This window comes from Streptomyces sp. NPDC048434 (assembly GCF_043200375.1).
Lineage (GTDB): Bacteria > Actinomycetota > Actinomycetes > Streptomycetales > Streptomycetaceae > Streptomyces.
The window spans coordinates 102,625-119,114 of the sequence record NZ_JBICXQ010000022.1 but is presented as its reverse complement, the minus strand read 5'-3'; the positions used below and the strand labels follow the sequence as shown (position 1 = coordinate 119,114).

Annotated in this window: 17 protein-coding genes; 14 read left to right on the top strand and 3 right to left on the bottom strand. The window is 69.2% G+C overall.

The annotated features are described in order from the left end of the window. Positions 1–243: 243 nt before the first annotated feature. From ACGFWI_RS25270 to ACGFWI_RS25245, 6 genes are all read left to right on the top strand, one after another. Entirely contained in the window at positions 244–591 is a 348-nt protein-coding gene (locus ACGFWI_RS25270; RefSeq protein WP_393908295.1) for a phosphopantetheine-binding protein, read from the top strand. Then, positions 584–1,780, top strand: a complete 1,197-nt coding sequence (locus tag ACGFWI_RS25265) for a beta-ketoacyl-[acyl-carrier-protein] synthase family protein (protein WP_393908294.1) — start codon at positions 584–586, stop codon at positions 1,778–1,780. The genes ACGFWI_RS25270 and ACGFWI_RS25265 overlap by 8 nt, the downstream gene beginning before the upstream one ends. Next, positions 1,777–2,466 carry a hypothetical protein gene (locus ACGFWI_RS25260; RefSeq protein ID WP_393908293.1) on the top strand — a complete coding sequence of 230 codons (690 nt, stop codon included), beginning with the start codon at positions 1,777–1,779 and terminating at the stop codon, positions 2,464–2,466. The genes ACGFWI_RS25265 and ACGFWI_RS25260 overlap by 4 nt, the downstream gene beginning before the upstream one ends. Then, complete coding sequence (locus ACGFWI_RS25255) at positions 2,463–3,164, top strand: maleylpyruvate isomerase family mycothiol-dependent enzyme (RefSeq protein WP_393908292.1); 702 nt, start codon at positions 2,463–2,465, stop codon at positions 3,162–3,164. Before ACGFWI_RS25260 ends, ACGFWI_RS25255 begins: the two co-directional genes overlap by 4 nt. Further along, complete coding sequence (locus ACGFWI_RS25250) at positions 3,161–4,396, top strand: flavin-containing monooxygenase (RefSeq protein ID WP_393908291.1); 1,236 nt, start codon at positions 3,161–3,163, stop codon at positions 4,394–4,396. Before ACGFWI_RS25255 ends, ACGFWI_RS25250 begins: the two co-directional genes overlap by 4 nt. 62 nt (positions 4,397–4,458) lie before the next feature. After that, positions 4,459–4,902, top strand: coding sequence for an SRPBCC family protein (locus tag ACGFWI_RS25245; protein ID WP_393908290.1), 444 nt, complete (start codon positions 4,459–4,461; stop codon positions 4,900–4,902). 105 nt (positions 4,903–5,007) lie between these two features. On the opposite strand, the gene ACGFWI_RS25240 is transcribed toward ACGFWI_RS25245, so the two are convergent. The 3 genes from ACGFWI_RS25240 to ACGFWI_RS25230 are packed head-to-tail and all read right to left on the bottom strand — an operon-like array spanning position 5,008 to position 8,727. Then, complete coding sequence (locus ACGFWI_RS25240; RefSeq protein WP_393908289.1) at positions 5,008–5,616, bottom strand: hypothetical protein; 609 nt, start codon at positions 5,614–5,616, stop codon at positions 5,008–5,010. A gap of 28 nt (positions 5,617–5,644) precedes the next feature. After that, on the bottom strand, positions 5,645–7,894 hold the full coding sequence (locus ACGFWI_RS25235) for a pyruvate, phosphate dikinase (protein ID WP_393908288.1): 2,250 nt from the start codon (positions 7,892–7,894) through the stop codon (positions 5,645–5,647). Positions 7,895–7,899: 5 nt separating this feature from the next. Further along, on the bottom strand, positions 7,900–8,727 hold the full coding sequence (locus tag ACGFWI_RS25230; protein WP_393908287.1) for a MaoC/PaaZ C-terminal domain-containing protein: 828 nt from the start codon (positions 8,725–8,727) through the stop codon (positions 7,900–7,902). A gap of 326 nt (positions 8,728–9,053) precedes the next feature. Here ACGFWI_RS25230 and ACGFWI_RS25225 point away from each other — a divergent pair, with 326 nt between their 5' ends. The 8 genes from ACGFWI_RS25225 to ACGFWI_RS25190 are packed head-to-tail and all read left to right on the top strand — an operon-like array spanning position 9,054 to position 16,488. Further along, a complete protein-coding gene (locus ACGFWI_RS25225) occupies positions 9,054–9,398 on the top strand; it encodes a phosphopantetheine-binding protein (protein WP_393908286.1) in 345 nt (114 codons plus the stop codon). Further along, positions 9,391–10,551, top strand: coding sequence for a beta-ketoacyl-[acyl-carrier-protein] synthase family protein (locus tag ACGFWI_RS25220; RefSeq protein ID WP_393908285.1), 1,161 nt, complete (start codon positions 9,391–9,393; stop codon positions 10,549–10,551). Before ACGFWI_RS25225 ends, ACGFWI_RS25220 begins: the two co-directional genes overlap by 8 nt. 8 nt (positions 10,552–10,559) lie before the next feature. Further along, a complete protein-coding gene (locus tag ACGFWI_RS25215) occupies positions 10,560–11,291 on the top strand; it encodes a hypothetical protein (protein WP_393908284.1) in 732 nt (243 codons plus the stop codon). Then, positions 11,288–12,013 (top strand): SDR family NAD(P)-dependent oxidoreductase, encoded by a 726-nt coding sequence (locus ACGFWI_RS25210; RefSeq protein ID WP_393908283.1) that lies wholly within the window; start codon positions 11,288–11,290, stop codon positions 12,011–12,013. The genes ACGFWI_RS25215 and ACGFWI_RS25210 overlap by 4 nt, the downstream gene beginning before the upstream one ends. Further along, on the top strand, positions 12,010–12,933 hold the full coding sequence (locus ACGFWI_RS25205) for an ACP S-malonyltransferase (protein ID WP_393908282.1): 924 nt from the start codon (positions 12,010–12,012) through the stop codon (positions 12,931–12,933). Before ACGFWI_RS25210 ends, ACGFWI_RS25205 begins: the two co-directional genes overlap by 4 nt. Beyond that, positions 12,930–13,988: an SDR family oxidoreductase gene (locus tag ACGFWI_RS25200; protein WP_393908281.1), complete on the top strand. Its 1,059-nt coding sequence runs from the start codon at positions 12,930–12,932 to the stop codon at positions 13,986–13,988. Before ACGFWI_RS25205 ends, ACGFWI_RS25200 begins: the two co-directional genes overlap by 4 nt. Continuing rightward, complete coding sequence (locus tag ACGFWI_RS25195; RefSeq protein WP_393908280.1) at positions 13,985–14,986, top strand: NAD-dependent epimerase/dehydratase family protein; 1,002 nt, start codon at positions 13,985–13,987, stop codon at positions 14,984–14,986. Before ACGFWI_RS25200 ends, ACGFWI_RS25195 begins: the two co-directional genes overlap by 4 nt. Next, positions 14,983–16,488 (top strand): PEP-utilizing enzyme, encoded by a 1,506-nt coding sequence (locus ACGFWI_RS25190; RefSeq protein ID WP_393908279.1) that lies wholly within the window; start codon positions 14,983–14,985, stop codon positions 16,486–16,488. The genes ACGFWI_RS25195 and ACGFWI_RS25190 overlap by 4 nt, the downstream gene beginning before the upstream one ends. The last annotated feature ends 2 nt before the right edge of the window (positions 16,489–16,490 follow it).

Here is a 16,490-nt window from a genome sequence, read left to right as displayed (position 1 = left end):
GCGGCAACGGTAGATCGCTGTCCGGCGAATGTTGAAGTGACAAGTGCGGATGTGGTTGTTCTTGTCGGGACGAGATTCGGGTCGCGATACGGGTCGAGATCTCATGTGCGGTTTTGGCTGCGGTGGATGGCAAGTGCGGCTCTGGAGTTGATTGCTCGAGATCCGCTGTGTTCAATGACCGCAACTCAACGCTGTAATAGCGATTTTCCGGCTCTTCGGACAGTTTCTGGCAAGGAGTGAGCTGTGGTGTCTGTCGATCGTGGTGAGATCTTTGAGCGTCTGCGGGTGCAGATGGCAAAGAACTTGGAGATTGGCGTGGACGAGATCGAATTGGATTCTCGTCTCGTTGATGACCTGGATGCCGATTCGCTCGATCTGCTCGAGCTGATTCTCGCGCTCAAGGGCGAGTTTGGTATTGCGGTGAATGATGGCGAGGTCAAGCAATTGCTGACGGAGCTGGCCCGCTTCCTGCCCGATGGTGTGGGCAGCGACGGGCAGCTGTCGGATCAGGATCTGGCCGAGGTGTCCCGCCGGCTGTCGGTCGGGAACGTGGTGGAGTTCATCGCGGACCGGGTCGGTGCCGGTGTCTGAGCGGGTAGTCGTCACCGGGCTGGGTGCGGTGACGCCGGGCGGCTGGTCGGCCGAGGAAACCTGGGCCGGCGTGGTCGCGGGCAGGTCGTGCGTCAGCGCGGTCGACCGGTTCCACACCTTCCCCTCCTCCAGCCGGGTGGCCGGGATGGTGCCCGGCCGCGAGGGGGTACTGCCGGCCCACTCACTGTCCATCGAATACGGCACCCACGCGGCCCGTGAAGCGCTGACCATGGCCGGACTTCCCCTCGCCGATGACGGCGCGGCCGAGGGCGCCCCGCCACCCGAGCCGACCGTGGACCTCGCCGTCGTGGCGAACCACGGCGAACGCCGGCTGCCGACCGAGCAGGGCAGCGGCAGGGTCATCGGGGTACGGGGGATCGCCGCGCGGATCGCCGAGGTGGCCAACGCGCGGCGGAGCAGCGCTCCCTACGGTGCCTGCGCCGGCAGTGCCCAGGCCATCGGCATGGCCAAGCGGATGATCGAGTCGGGCCGCGCGGACGTTATCCTCGCCGGCGGCAGCGATGCGTTGGTCACACCGTTCGACTTCTTCTCCTTCTCCAGCCTGTACGTGATGTCGACGCGGGACTGCGATCCGGCCCAGGCGTCCTGCCCGTTCGACAGCCGACGGGACGGCTTTGTGCTGGCCGAGGGCGCCGCCTTCTTGGTGCTGGAATCCGAACGGCACGCGCAGGAGCGGGGCACCCGCCCCCTGGCGTATCTGGAGGGCTTCGGCCTACGGCAGAACGCGTACCACGTCTTCGCACCGCCGCCGGACGGTCTCGGACCCGAATACGCGATGCGCGAGGCACTGCGCGACGCCGGGCTGGCCGCAGCCGACATCGACCACATCAACGCGCACGGCACCAGCACCAAGGACAACGACACCTCGGAAACCCTGGCCATCCGTGAGGTCTTCGACAAGCACGCGGAGTCGGTGCCGATCACGTCCAACAAGAGCCAGCTGGGCCACACCATGGGTGCCTGCGGCGCGATCGAGGCGGTGCTGAGCATCCTGTCGCTGCGCGACGGCATCATGCCGCCCACCTCCAATCTGCGGGAGCCGGACCCGGCCTGTGACCTGGACTATCTTCCGGGCGGGGCGCGGAAGGCACCCCTGCAGCACGTCCTGAGCAACAGCTTCGGATTCGGCGGGCACAGCGCCTCCCTCGTGTTGGGGAGGGCCGCATGAACTATCGGGTCAACGCCACCTACCGCAGCCAGGACGGCCCCGGCGACCTGCGGGAACACGCCAAGAAACTGACGTCGCGCAAGGTGCTGCGGTTTCTGGACGCCGCGTCGATGGCGCCGTTCGTGGTCACCGCCGCCCTCTACCGGAGCGATCCGGCCGCCGAGCCGAAGGACGTGGCGCTCTACACGGTGGGCGGCTGGGACGGGGACATGCCCGATCAGCCCTTCCGCTCCGACGGATCGGCCGATTCGGACGCCCTGATCAGCCAGAACATCCTGGAAGAGGCCAACCCGGTCAACTGGCTGCGCATGCTCTCCAACAACGCGCTGTGCCAGGTATCCATTTCGGAGGGGTTCCGCGGCCCCAACGCACATCTGGTCGGCGGCCCGGACGCCCTTGAGCAGGTGCTCGCGGTCGCCGCCGCCGACCTGCGGCGGGGCGCGGCCAAGCAGGCCCTGATCATCGCCTATGACACCGATCCCGAACACCGCAACCACCCCTCGGGCCGGGCACCCAGCGCCGCCGCCGGCCTCTCCCTGGTCGCGGCCGACGAAGACGACGTGCTGCCCGCGCTCTTCGACCTGGCCGAACTCGAGGCGGCGACCAGCGACTCCGCGCTGGACGTCATGCACAGTTGCATCGCCTCCCTCGCCGCAACCCGACCGGCCCTGCGAGGTACCCGGTGAAGAACCGCCGCGCCGAGCCGCCGCTGGTATTGCCGCGGCAGGACGTGATGGACGGCATCGCGCACTACTGCAAGGACTTCGTGGAACTGCTCCAGTCCCTCGAACCGGCGGAATGGTGCGCGCCGAGCCGGTGCGAAGGCTGGGAGGTACGGGATGTGGCCGGACATGTGGCAGGCCTGTTCACCGATGTCGCGGTCGGTCGGATGGCGGGCCAGGGCCTGCCCGAGGTGACCGCACGGCAGGCCGCCGAGCGCAGGCACCGGACCCCGGCCGAGGTGGCCAAGGAACTGCGCAAGGCCGGCCGGCTGTGCGGCAGCGTGCTCGACAGCTTCACCGACGAGGCCTGGCTGGCCCGCGCTCCGGGCGGCTTTCCCGGACCGCTGCGCCGGGCCGTACTCGTGCTCTGGTACGAGCTGTACGTACACGGCGACGACATCCGCTCCGCGGCCGGCCGCGAGCCGGACCGGGGCTCCGGCCTCCGGGCCGGCGTGGTGCATGTGGCGGAGACACTCGGCCTGTGGGGCTGGGGCCCCGCGACGCTGCGGCTGGACGGGATTGAGGAACTGCGGATCCGGGGTGGCGGGGACCCAGTCACCGGCGATCCGCGTGACTTCCTGCTCGCGGCGACCGGCCGGCTGGACGCAACCCGTATCGGCCTCGACGACCGGGTCAACATCTACCGGGAGGTGGGCACTTGACCACCGAACGAGCGGTGCAGCCCGCCGGCACAGCGCCGGCGGATGCCGCACCGGACCGGCCCACCGAGCATGTGCACACCGCAGTGGTCGGTGCCGGCGTCGCTGGGCTCGCGGTGACCAGATGCCTGATGGACCGCGGCGTCGGTGTCCTCGCCTTCGACGAGAACACCGAGATCGCCCACACCTGGCGCAACCGCTATGAAAACCTGCGCCTCAATTCGGTGCGCTGGCTCTCCCAGATGCCGGGCCAGGCCATCCCCAAGCGCTACGGCCGCTGGGTCGCCAGGGACGACCTGGTCAGCTACATCACCGACTACGCCGAACCGGTGCGGCATGTGGTGCGCACCGGCGTACGGGTGACCGGCATCGCGCGCGGCCGCGACCACCGGTGGCAGCTGACCACCGGCAGCGGCCTGATCACCGCGCACCACGTCGTGCTCACCACCGGCCTCTACCACCGGCCGTTCACTCCGGACTGGCCCGGCCGGGCCGGATTCGGCGGCCGGCTGCTGCACGCGGCCGACTATCTGCGGCCGGACCCGTTCGAGGACGAGCGGGTGGTCATCGTCGGCGCGGGCGTGTCCGGTGTGGACATCGCGAGCGATCTGCTGCGGCGGACGAAAGGGACGCTGGCCATCGCGGTACGCACCTCGCCGAGCTTCCTGCCGCGTGAACTGTGGGGCCTGCCGCTGCAGGGCCTGTCGGTGAGCAACAAGCATCTGCCGGTCCGGTTGCAGGACATCGGCGGTGGCATCATCCAGCGCCTCTCCGCAGGTGATCTCGGCAAGACCCCGCTGGGCCGACCGGAGGAGGGCATGTTCACCAGGCTGCTGCGCACCGGGGTCAGCCCCTCCGTCGACGACGGGGCGTTCCTGGCCGGCGTACGCGACGGCCGCATCGAAGTGCTGCCGTCCGTGATCGGACTGCAGGAGACCGGAGTGACGACCAGCGACGGGCGGACCCGGGACGCGGACACGGTGATCACCGCGACCGGCTACCGCACCGGCCTCGACTCGCTGATCGATGAGCCGGGGGTGCTCAACGAGCGTGGCGTACCGCCGCAGTACGGCCCGGAGAACAAGCGATTGGCCGGTATCGGACTGCACGTCATCGGCTTCACCTCGCCGTTGACCGGACATCTGCGGGAAATCGGGCTGCTGGCCAAGCGTGTGGCCAAAACCATCCAACGTGAGCAGGCCGGCTGGCACGATCGGAAAGCGTCGGCCGGATAAAGCCGGCGGCCCGGCCGCAGCGGCGGGACAGGGCGAGCGAACGACTGCTGAGGAGAACGCGGATGGCAAGGGGAGAGGCGCGGCTGTTCTTCGATCGTCCCGCCAAGGACATCATTGAGTTCATCCTCGATCTGAACGCCTACAAGCAAGTGGACGCGAAGTTGGGGAAGATCTACCGGACGGAGCGAACCGGCAACGAGGTGGTGTTCACCTTCCAGCCACGTCTGCTCGGCCTGCCCGGACCGAAGACAACGCAGCGGGTGGTGCTCGCGGAGGACCAGAAGAGCATCAAGATCGGCGGCGTGCCGTCCTGGACCGACCGTCTGGCGCATTTCGGGGCGTTCTTCACCTTCGACGAGCGGGACGGGGGCACCTGGGTCACCCGTCGGGTGGAGTTCACCTTCGCCAAGGCGCTCGCCTGGCTCCTGGACCCGCCCTTCGACCGCTGGCTGCGCAAGGACGTGGCCAAGGAACTCGCCGGCGCCAAGGCCTTCCTGGAGAAGTGACCTCCCTCGTCCGGACACCGCAGACAGCGGCTCCCCGACCTGCTCGGGGAGCCGCTGCGTGTGCTGGGACCGCGCTGCGTGAGCCGGGGCTTGGACCCGCCCCAGCTAGTCGTCCTCCTCCCGCTCCTTGCCGAGCAGCAGGAGCAGATCCTCGTGCAGTTCCAGCCAGACGTCGTGGTACGAGTCGGTGAACGGCTGGAGCAGCGCCGCGGATTCACCGGACCTGAAGCGTCCGATTGCCGCTTCGAGCCGAGGTTGATAGAGCGCGAAGCGGGGAAGCAACGCGGCGAACCGGCCGAGGAGAGCGTCCGCCGTACGGTGGATCTCCTCGAACCCGGTCGTGATGGACCCGTCCACCGCCGCACTCGTACTCGATGTCCGTTCCAGTTGCCAGCGTGCGCAGAGTTTCTTGAATGCGCTGTTCAGCGCGAGGAATTGAGCGTCATACAGTTCCGTCGGTCCCGCCATGTCGATCTCGGCCTGCTCGGCCGCGCTGTGCTCGCTCCACTGCTTGCGGCCCTCCGGCGTGAGCAGCCAGCCGGCCAGTCTGCCCGAACGCTGCGTCGCCAGTCCGTCGGTTGCCGCCTGCTCCAATGCGCGCTGTACGGCGGCCTCCTCGGCCCCCAGCGCGGTCGCGACCCCGGCCGTCCGAGCCCTGCCCTTGATCCGCAAACAGTGCAGTACGGACGTGCCCAGCTCGTGCGCAGTATTCACCGTGCCCCCTTGTCTCGCTTGCCTTGTGTCAGTTGTGCTTGCCCTGAGCGACCTCGGCCCGCCAGCGGGCGAGGAGCTCGGCCGGAGCGGGCCGCCCGGAGCCATCGCCCTCGCTCTCGTCCTGTCCGGACCCGAGGGCATCACCGGCGTAGATGCGGCCGGTGCCGCCGTCGAGGGTGACCACCTGTCCCCGCAGCCGGGCGACCGTGCCCTCGCCGCAGCCGACCACGCAGGGCAGCCCGAGCTGCCTGGCCACCACCGCGGCGTGCGAGGTGGTGCCGCCGCGTTCGGTGATCACCCCGTCGGCGATCAGGAACCCATGGATGTCGTGGGTGCTGGTGGTCGAGCTGGCGAGCAACACCTTCTGCCCGCGTTCGGCCATCTCCTCGGCCTGGTCCGCGCCGGCGACCACCAGACCGGTGGACACCCCTGGCGATACGCCGATGCCGCTCGCCAGGAGCGCGGCCGTTTCGTCCCGGGACTCGCTGCGTCGCGCTTCCGGTACCGCGTCGACGGGCACCCTGGCCAGCGCCTCGGGGATCTCGATGACCCCGGAGTGCACCAGGTCGACGGCCCAGCGCGCCGCGGCGGCCGGCGTGCTCGAGGAATTGCGCACCTGGAGCAGGTACAGCATGCCGGACTCGACGGTGAACTCGATCTCCAGCACATTGCGTTGGGTGCGCTCCAGCCGCTGCCCGAAGCCGATGAGCTGCTCGTAAATCTCGGGCATCGCCGTGCGCAGCTCGTCCAGCGGCTTCGGTGTGCTTCGGCCGCCGACCAGCTCCTCGCCCTGCGCCTGCGGTAGCCACTCCCCGAACGGGACCTGCTCCCCGGTGATCGGATTGCGGGTCACATACACACCGGTGCCGGAACGCTCGTCGAGGTTCCCGAACACCATCGCCTGCACGGTCACGGCGGTGCCCAGATCATCCGGGATGTGGTTGGCCGCTCGGTAGGTACGCGCCCGGTCGCTGTGCCAGGAGTCGAAGACCCGGGTGATCGACGAGCGCAGTTCCCGCAGCACATGCTCCCGCGACGGGAGAGAACCGGCCGCGGACAGCGTGGTGGCGCGCTCCTGGGCGGCGTACTCGGCCAGCGAGTCGCGCAGCCCGGTCGCCTGCCGCTCGTCGCCCAGCCAGGCGAGCGCGGCAGGGGTGAGCCCGACGTTCAGCAGCGTGTCCATCATGCCCGGCATGCTCACCGGAGCGCCGGAGCGGACGGATACCAGCAGCGGCGGGGTGCCCCCGAACCGGGATCCGGTCCGCCGTTCCAACAGCTCGATCTCGCCGAGTACGTGGTCCCACAGTTCCTCGGACAGCTCGCTGCCCTGCTCGAAGTACTGGTTGCAGGCCGTGGTGGTGATGGTGAAGGCGGGCGGCACCGGGATGCCGAGCTGGTGCATCTGTTGCAGGCCCCAGCCTTTCCCGCCGAGCAGGCTGCGGTCCGCGGAGACCGAGCCGTCCAGCGGTGCCGTCAAGGGGACGGCGGCGGGCAGTGTCGTGTCGCCCATGCTCCGTGCGCTCCAGATCTCGGGGAAGAACCATTTCTTTGTGGTGTCGCGCAGATAGCGCGCACCGGTACTGCCTGAGGTGCCCGGATTGGCTCCGATCGCATGGACCACGAGCAGGTAGTGCCGGTATCGCCAGCGGTTGAAAGCGATGTCGTACTCGATGAGTTCCTCGGCGAATGCGCGGATCTCCGTGACGGATTCATCATGGACGGAGTAGAGCTGATGCACTGTGATGCCGGCCCTGGCCAGGAAGTGCCCGAAGGCCTGTCGGATGCTGGGCATCAACTGTGCCTTCCGCAGCCGCGCATCCGCCGAGCCGACCGCGCGGGCGATGCGTAGCGTGTCCTCCGCGGACAGGCCCGATGCCAGCTCCAGCGCGCGGAACTGCGCGGACTGCAATCCGCTGGCGCGCCCGAGCGCGTCGCGGAAAGCGAAGAATTCCTGCATCGGCATGGTGTCCAGCACATCCATGTGTGCCGAGCACAGATCGATGATCTTCCGCAGCCGGCCGGCTTTCCGGCCGGCCGCGGCCAGGCGGTCCGCGTTGAGGTCGCGTACGAGCTGGTCGATCTCGTGCAGCGCTTCGGAGAACCACAGTTCCAGCGCTTGGTGGGTGACGATGAAAAGGTACTCATCCGGTACATCGGTGAGCGGGCGCTGCCGGCTCAGCAGTCCGTCGATGTCCAAATAGGAGGAATAAGAGACCGGTGCATGAGAGACCGCTGCATTGGAGACTGTTTCGTCGCTGCGCTGGTGTTCCGATGCCATCTTCGTCACCCGTTCTCCGCCAGCCGCAGCCAGCAGTTCTTCAGGACTGGTCGGCGGTCCAGACTCGCGCCGACCACATAGGCATGGGCCGCGACGGAGGTGTGCGCCGCGAAGTCAACGGTGCTGCCCGGGAACACCGGCCGGCTGAACCGGGCCTGTAGGTAGCGGAGCCGGCTGTGCCGCTCGTTGCGCAGCGCGTTGACCAGCGCGCTGATCCCGGTGGCCAAGGTGCACATGCCGTGCAGGATCCGGCCGGGATGTCCGGCCTCGCGGGCGGCTGCATCGTCGAGGTGCAGTGGATTGTGGTCGTCGGCCGCGTCCGCGTAACGGCGCGGGGCGTCCGCGTCGAATGTGCACCGCAGTGTGGTGGCCGATTCGCCCTTGGCGGGCTGGACCGTGCGGCGGCCGGACGGGGGGAGGCCGCTGCTGCCCTGCATGGCAAGCGTGCTCTCCATGGACACCACCGGCCGGCCTTCGGCGTCCAGCAGACCGCTGCGGATGATCGCCGCGTCGTTGAATCCGAAGCCCACCACATCCGCGACCCATGCCTGCGCGGTGACCTTCTCGCCCACCCGCAAGTCGCGGTGCGCCATCAGGCGTTGTTCCGCGTGCAGCACCCGCTGGTCCTCGGTGTCCAGTTCGGGTGCCTGGTAGATCGACCGCCACAGCGGAGCGACCAGCCGCACCGCGTAGAACGGCGATGCGGTGCCCCGGTCGAGGTGCGGGCCGCCTTCGTCGCCGATCGCCTCGTGATAGGCGTTGCTTTCCTCCGCGTCGACCAACAGCCCCGCTGACTCGTACCGTCGGCCGATCAGAGCTCTGCGGTCTGGCATTCATCCTCCCGTCCGGAAATTCGTAGCCAGCTGATTACGTAGCCGCCTGATTGCTTTGCGCCAGTGCGGTAGTTCCCGTGGACGATAGGCGCTGCGGATGAGCGCGACAAAGGCGCAAGTGCGGATGTATCTGTCTCCTGCCATGACACGCTTCCCGCGCCGTGCGGCATGTGCGGTTTTAGTTTCCTTTCCTGGCAAGTGCGGTTCTGGGTTTGGCCGGTGGAAGTGGCCCGTGCTGGACTGCGCTTGCTTGTCGAGTTCATCGGGTTCATTTCGAGTTCCCGCACTTTCGGGCGTGGGTGTTCGGTCTCTACGGGAGGTCTGTGGTGTCTGTCGATCGTGGTGAGATCTTTGAGCGTCTGCGGGTGCAGATGGCGAAGAACTTGGAGATTGGCGTGGACGAGATCGAATTGGATTCTCGTCTCGTTGATGACCTGGACGCCGATTCGCTCGATCTGCTCGAGCTGATTCTCGCGCTCAAGGGCGAGTTTGGTATTGCGGTGAATGATGGCGAGGTCAAGCAATTGCTGACGGAGCTGGCCCGCTTCCTGCCCGATGGTGTGGGCAGCGACGGGCAGCTGTCGGATCAGGATCTGGCCGAGGTGTCCCGCCGGCTGTCGGTCGGGAACGTGGTGGAGTTCATCGCGGACCGGGTCGGTGCCGGTGTCTGAGCGGGTAGTCGTCACCGGGCTGGGTGCGGTGACGCCGGGCGGCTGGTCGGCCGAGGAAACCTGGGCCAGCGTCGTGGACGGCAAGCGGTTCGGGCAGTATCTGGAACGGTTCCCGCTGTTCGACGCCGGCACCCGGGTGGGCGCCCCGGTGCCGGGCCGGGCGGCCAATTCGGAAACCGCCTCGCACGCCATCGAGTTCGGCACCCACGCGGCCCAGGAGGCGCTGGCGATGGCCGGGTTCGAGGGCGCGGAGCAGGCGATGGACATCGCCGTGATCGCGACGCACGGCGAGCGGCAGCTCCCCGGCCAGGGCCGGGTGGCTCAGATCGGTCCGGCCGAGGACATCGTGGCGGCCATCCAGCTCGCCGCGGGCGCCCGCCGGAGCACCGGCCTGTACGGCGCGTGCGCCGGCGGCGGGCTGGCCGTCGGCTCCGCGATGAAACTCATCGAGTCCGGCCAGGCCGATGTCGTCCTGGCCGGCGGAGCCGACTGCCTGCTGCGCGAGATCGACTTTTTCTCGTTCTGCAGCCTGTACGCGATGACGGCGCGGGACTGCGATCCGGCCGAGGCGTCCTGCCCGTTCGACGCCCGCCGGGACGGCTTCCTGCTGTCCGAGGGCGCCGGATTCGTCGTCCTCGAGTCCGAACGGCACGCCGAGGCACGCAACGCCGAGCCGCTGGCGACCATCGACGGCTTCGGCTTCTCGCAGAACGCCTACCACATGGTCGCCTCCCCGCCGGACGCGCTCGGCCCGACGTATGCGATGAGCAGGGCGCTGGACGACGCGGGGATCAACCCGGCCGACGTGGACTACATCAACGCCCACGGCACCAGCACCAGGGACAACGACTGGTGCGAAACCCTCGCCATCCGGAATGCGTTCGGCGATGCCGCCAAGTCCATCCCGATCAGCTCGGTCAAGGGCTCGCTCGGCCACAGCATGGCCTCAGCCGGCGCCGTGGAGACCGTCCTGGCCGTCAAGGCGATACGCGACCGCGTGATCCCGCCGACCGTCAATCTCGGCAGCGCGGATCCCCGGTGCGATCTGGACTATGTGCCGAACACCGCCCGTGAGCGCGGTCTGCGCAAGGTCGTCAACAACAGCTTCGGGTTCGGCGGCCACAACGCCTCCCTGGTTATCGGAAGTCTGTGAGGGAGAAGATGACCACCAAATCCACCCACGACTTCGCGCTGCTGTCCGCGATCGGTTCCGCCGAACTTCCCGGGGACCTCAAGCAGCGGTCGAAGGCCGGCGTGCCGCGCAAAGTGAGCCGGCTGCTGGAGCGCGCCTTCTACGCGCCGTTCGTGGCCGCGATCGAGCTGGCGGACCGGGCCAAGACCATCGACAGCTCCCTCGATCTCGAGCGGTTCGCGCTGTTCACGGTGAGCAACTGGGATCCGTCCATCCCGATACCGGACTTCGCGGCGGAGGACGACCCCGACATCGTGGAGCGGCTGAGCCACTTCTATCTGCACCCGGCCAACCCGACGGACTGGCTGCGGCGGATGCCCAACAACCCGCTGTGCAACATCGCCATCACCACCGGGTTCCGCGGCCCGACGATGCACTACACGGGCGGCGCCGACTCGCTCTCGCTGCTGACCACGGTGGCCCTGTCCACCCTGGCCAACGGCTCCGCCAGCGCAGCCATGATCGTGGCCTTCGACCTGGCCGCGGGCGAAGAGCACCTGCTCGCCGAGGAAGGCGACTCCGCGGCCTCCGCAGTGCTGCTCGGTGCCCGCCAGGCGGGCACCGGCGAGGAGCCCGCCGCCGCCGATCTCGCCGGCTTCACGGCGGCCGCGGCGCCCGGTACCACGGCGGTGGCGGCGCTGGACGCCTTCATCGCGCACAGCAGGACCCGTACCGTCGAGCCGGCCGGGGAGCTTCGATGACCCTGCCGGTCGCACTGGTCACCGGAGCATCCGGCGCCCTCGGGGCGGCCTGCGCAAAGGCGCTCGACGCCAAGGGCTACCGGCTGGCCCTGCACTGCACCAGCAACGAGGAGGGCGCGCGCAAGGTAGCCGCCGAGCTGACCCATCCCGCCATCGTGGTGCGCGCCGATATCGGGGACTGGGCCGCGGTGACCGGGATGGTCGAGCAGGTGACCGACGAACTCGGTGCGGTGTCCGTACTGGTCAACTCCGGCGCGATTCGCCGGGACGGGCTGATGGCCACCCAGTCCATCGAGGACTGGGTGGCCACCATCCAGGTCAATCTGATCGGTAGCTTCCACACCAGCCGTGCCGTGCTGCCGGCCATGCTGCGTGCCCGATGGGGCCGCATCATCAACGTGGTCTCGCCGGCCGGGCTGGTCGGCAGCAAGGGACAGACCGCGTACTCCGCGTCCAAGGGCGGCGTGATCGCGATGACCCGGTCGCTCGCCCTGGAGTGCGGCCGCCGACACGTCACCGTCAATGCGCTGTCACCGGGATTCATGGCCACCGAGCTCACCCACGATGTGCCCGATGAGGCGCGCAAGCACTTCGCCGACCGCACCCCGATCCGCAGGTTCGTCACTCCGGACGAGGTGGCCAAGGGCATGGAGCTGCTGGTGGATTCGGATGCGATGACCGGACAGGTGCTGTCCATCGACGGGGGGCTGTCCATCTCATGACAACCGACGACGCCGGCTCGTTCGGAGTCGCCTTTCCCGGGCAGGGCAACAAACGCCCGGCCGTGATAGACGCATTGCGCACCCATCGGGCGCACCCGCTGGTCGCCGCGTTCCTCGACCGGTTCGGCGACGATCCCGAGGCGCTGGACCTCAACGACACCACCATCGCCCAGCCGGCTACCTACGCGGCCGGAATCGCGGCCGTTCAGGCCACGTACGGCGAACGGCCCGCGGTACCCCTGGTCATCGGGCACAGCCTCGGCGAGCTGACCGCGGCGGCCTGCGCAGGGGTGATCGACGTATGGGACGGATTCCGACTGGCCGTCCGGCGGGGTGAGGTCAGCCGCGAGCACGGCCGCCCCGGTGTGATGGTCGCCATCATGGGTGCCCGTGGCCCGGCCATCGAGTGGCTGCGGCGCAATGCCATCGCCCGGACTGGCGGAGTGCTGGAGGTGGCCGGATTCAACGGCAGCCGGCAGACGGTGCTGACCGGTGACCGGCCCACGGCGGACGCCGCCAAGGTGCTGGCCGGAACGATGGAGCTGCTGGCCGAAGTGCTGCCGATCGGCGGCTCGTTCCACAGCCCGCTGCTGGCCGACGCGCTGCCGCACTGGCGGACCGAAGTGGAAGCGGTTCCCTTCGCCCGGTCCCGTTCGGTGTATGTGTCCACCGCGGACGCGGAGGTCCACGAGGACCCCGAGGAGATCAGGGAGCTGCTCATTCGGGCGCTGCTGCTGCCGGTGCGCTGGATCGATGCGGTGCACACGGTCCGCGCGGCCGGCATCCACCAGCTTTATGACGCCGGACCGGGCAACGGCCTGACAAAACTGGGGCGCAGAGAAGGTGTGGTGCGCTTCGCGCCGCTTCCCGCGCCCGCGAAAGCCGATCGAGCCGAGGCGGCCGTGGAGGCCCTGACGTGACCGTATTGATGTCCGGCGCGACCGGATTCCTGGGAATGGCGCTGCTCCGCAAGATCAGTGAAGCGAACCAACCCGTGGTCGCGGTGATCCGCGGCCGTGATCACGAAGGCCGGGCCCGCTCGCTGGCCAAACGCAGCGGTGCACAGGTCGAGTCCGTACAGGGTGACATCCGCGCTCCCCACTGGGGCCTGACCGCAGCGCAGGTCGACGCGCTCAAGGGCCGGGTGCGGATCGTACTGAGCGTGGCGGGCGACGTCGGCTGGTCCGCGCCGTGGGCGCGGCTGGCCGAGACCAATATCGATGGCGCCTCGCACGCGGCCGAACTCGCCCACGCCTTGGGCGCCAAGCTCATCCATGCCGGCTCGCTGTATGTCGGCTACGACTACGGCGCCGAGGTCGGGGAGTTCCTGCTCGAGGAGCGGGACCACCTCACCAAGTACGAGCGGGCCAAACTGCGCGGCGAATGGGCCATCGCCCGGCTTGCCCGCCGCTACGACCTGCCCGCGTTCATCGCCCGGATCCCGGCCCTGTCCGGCGATCTGGACCCGGTGTCCGGCGACAACGGCTCGCGCAAGGTGCCGCTGTCCCGGCTGATCACCAGCGGCCGTTGGCCGCTGCTGCCCTACAGCTCCGGCGCCCGGCTGGACGTCTGCCCACGGGACCTGGTCGCGGCCAAAATGGTCGAACTCTTCGACACCGAACCCGTGGACATTCCTGAGGTCCGCAACATCGGCCAGGGGGCCGCCGCACCGATCGTCGAGGCCTTCATCCGGGAAGCCGCGGTGGCCAGCGAACGAGAGCCGAGCACCTTCCCGCGGCCCGTGCGGCTGCCCGCGAACTGGCTCAAGGCGGTGTCCCGGCAGGCCGACCGGCTGGACGAGAGCCCGACCAATGCCGCCGCCATCGGGCTGCGGTACTTCGCCTCCCGGACCGTCTACACCGGCGAGGGACTGGGCCGGGACGTATCCGTACGCAGCCTGGTGCGCACATTGGGCATGCCGTTGACCGATGAGCCGGTCCGGCTGAACAGCTACTACTCGGGGTGGCCGTCATGACCATGCTCGTCGTCGGGATCAGCGGACACGTCGGCTCGTCCTTGGCCGCACAGGCCGCGCAACAGGACGTTCCGCTGGTCGGCCTGGCCCGTAAACCGGCCCCCCATGTGGAGCGGTTCGCCAAGGTGCACCTCGGTGACGCCCGGCGTACCGACCTGGGCCTTGCACCGGAGGAAGCCGAGGCGTTGGCCGCCGACGTCACCTCGATCGTGGTCTCCGTGGGCAGCTTCGACCTGTCCATCTCGCTGGCCGACGCGCAGGCCGAGCACATCGCGCCGCTGCGCGGGGTGCTCAAGTTCGCCGGCCGCTGCCCCAACCTGCGCACCGTGGTGCTGGTCTCCAGCCTGCTCGCGCTCGGCGACACCCGCCAGCGGCTACGCAGTGATCTGATCCCCGAAACCATGCGGCACCGCAACTTCTACGAGTGGGCCAAGCTGCATGGCGAGCGCATCGCCCGTGCCTCCGGCGTCCCGGTGGACATCGTGCGCGCCGGACATGTGGTCGTCAGCGAGGACAACGGGGACCGGACGAGCGAGCCGCAGGCGCTCTTCGAACTGTTCCGGCTGATGACCGCGGGCTGGCCCCTCGCCGTCGTGGGCAGCAACCGTTACTGGTCCTGCCCCGCCGGCTTCGCCGCGGGGATCCTCCTCGACCGTGCGCAGCACGGCACCGGCGGCTCGGCGGTCTGGGCGGTCGACCCGAACTCGCCGACCTACGCGGAGATCTTCGATCTGATCAATGCCCGTTACGGGCTGCGGGTCAAGCGGGTGCGCAGCGCCGGCCTCGCCCGTGCGCTGGCCGCGGTGGTGCGGCCGAAGTGGCTGGACCTGTCCATGAACCGCGAGGTCCTGGACTACTGCAACGCGCAGTGGGACCTGGACCTGCGATGCCTCGACCAGCTGGTGGCCACCGGCCGGGTGACCCCGCCGCTGGGCCGGGACTATCTCGTGCGGTCCCTTGACTACGAGTTCGCGCGACTGAGGGAGCAACTGCCGTGACGTCTCTGCCCGCCTTTTCCCTGGACACCCCGGCGACCGAACGGGTATCGGTCCACAGCGGTCACAACTTCCGCGAGGTGTCCCCCGAACTGCTCTCGCCGCTGAGCTGGTCGATTATCGGGCCCGGCATGGAACGCGGATTCCGGGACGCCGCCGTCAAGTTCGGCCGGCAGCAGCCGAGCGGCCCGCGGCCGAACTTCGTCAGCTACTTCGGCTTCCGTCCGTTCTTCAACATGACCACCGTCGAGCGACTCGCCGACGAACTGCCCGTCGTCGACCCCGAGGACATCTGGGAGCTGCTGCTCGGCGGCGCCGGGCCGGAGAGCCAGCGGGAGAAGCGCCCCGGCAAGCTGCACCGGGCGCGCCGGCTGCGCGGTGCGCTGTCCTTCCTCGGCAACAACGCGCACGCCTTCGGCCAGGCCCAGGCCGAACTCGCCGCGGCTGAAGCGGCCGTGCTGGACGCCATCAACACCGGCGGCAGCTGGCAGACCGGTTCGGCCTGCGACGCGGCCATCAAGGCAGGGCGGACCGCATGGGCCCTGCACATCAGGACCACCAGCGTCGCCCTGGTCGCCGCATCGGTGACCAAGCAGATCCTGCGCCTGCAGTACGACAGCGACACCGCGCTGGAACTGCTGCGGGCCGGCGCGCACCGCAAGGACGGCGCCAGCGCCAGCGCCCGCGGCGGCATCCTCACCGAGGACCTGCACCGGCTGAACAACTACGAGGTCACCGACGGCGGCGGGCCGTTCGCCCGGTTCTCCTCGCCCGTGCTGTCCTCGGCGGCGTCCGTGCTCCGGGGCAAGGGGGTGGCGGAGCGGGCGGACACCGGACTCGACGAGGTCGGTGTCCCGCTGGGCACCGCGCTCGGCCCGGTCTTCGACCGGACGGTCAGGATGCTCGGCCTCGCGCTCGGCGAGCGGGAGCGTTCCAAGGAGATCGGCCTGCGCGCGCTGCACTGCACCCGCGTGCTGCTGGACCGTGGCGCGTTCGGCGCCGACCCGGCCGAGGCCGCGCTGCTGGGCGTACAGGAGCTGCGGCAGCTCGATGCCCGGGCTCGCATGCGACTGGTGGACAAGCGGGCGGAGGAACTCGACGAGGCCGCCAAGCTCGACTTCCCGGTGGATGTGCAGCAGACCAACGGGCAGCTGACCGCCGCCCGTCGCGCGCGACGGGGCAAGGCCGCGAACGCCGGCCAGGCGCTTGCTCCCGGCTGGGCCGAAGGCGTGCTGGTCCAGGAGAGCGACGGCGAGGAAGGCCGGATCGTGGTCGGCGACCGGGTGGACGGCAACTACGTTCTCGCCGTACTCCCGGACGGAGTGGTCAGCAAGTACGGCAGCGTGCTCTCGCATGTCGCCATCGTCTGCCGCGAGTTGGGCATCCCGTTCATCGCCGGGGTGGCCACCGACCCGGCCGACCTGGGCAAGCGTGCCGTGGTGGACGGCTGGACCGGCACGGTGTCCGTGGACGCCGGCAGCCCGGCAGGCAGGGTGGTGGCCTGACC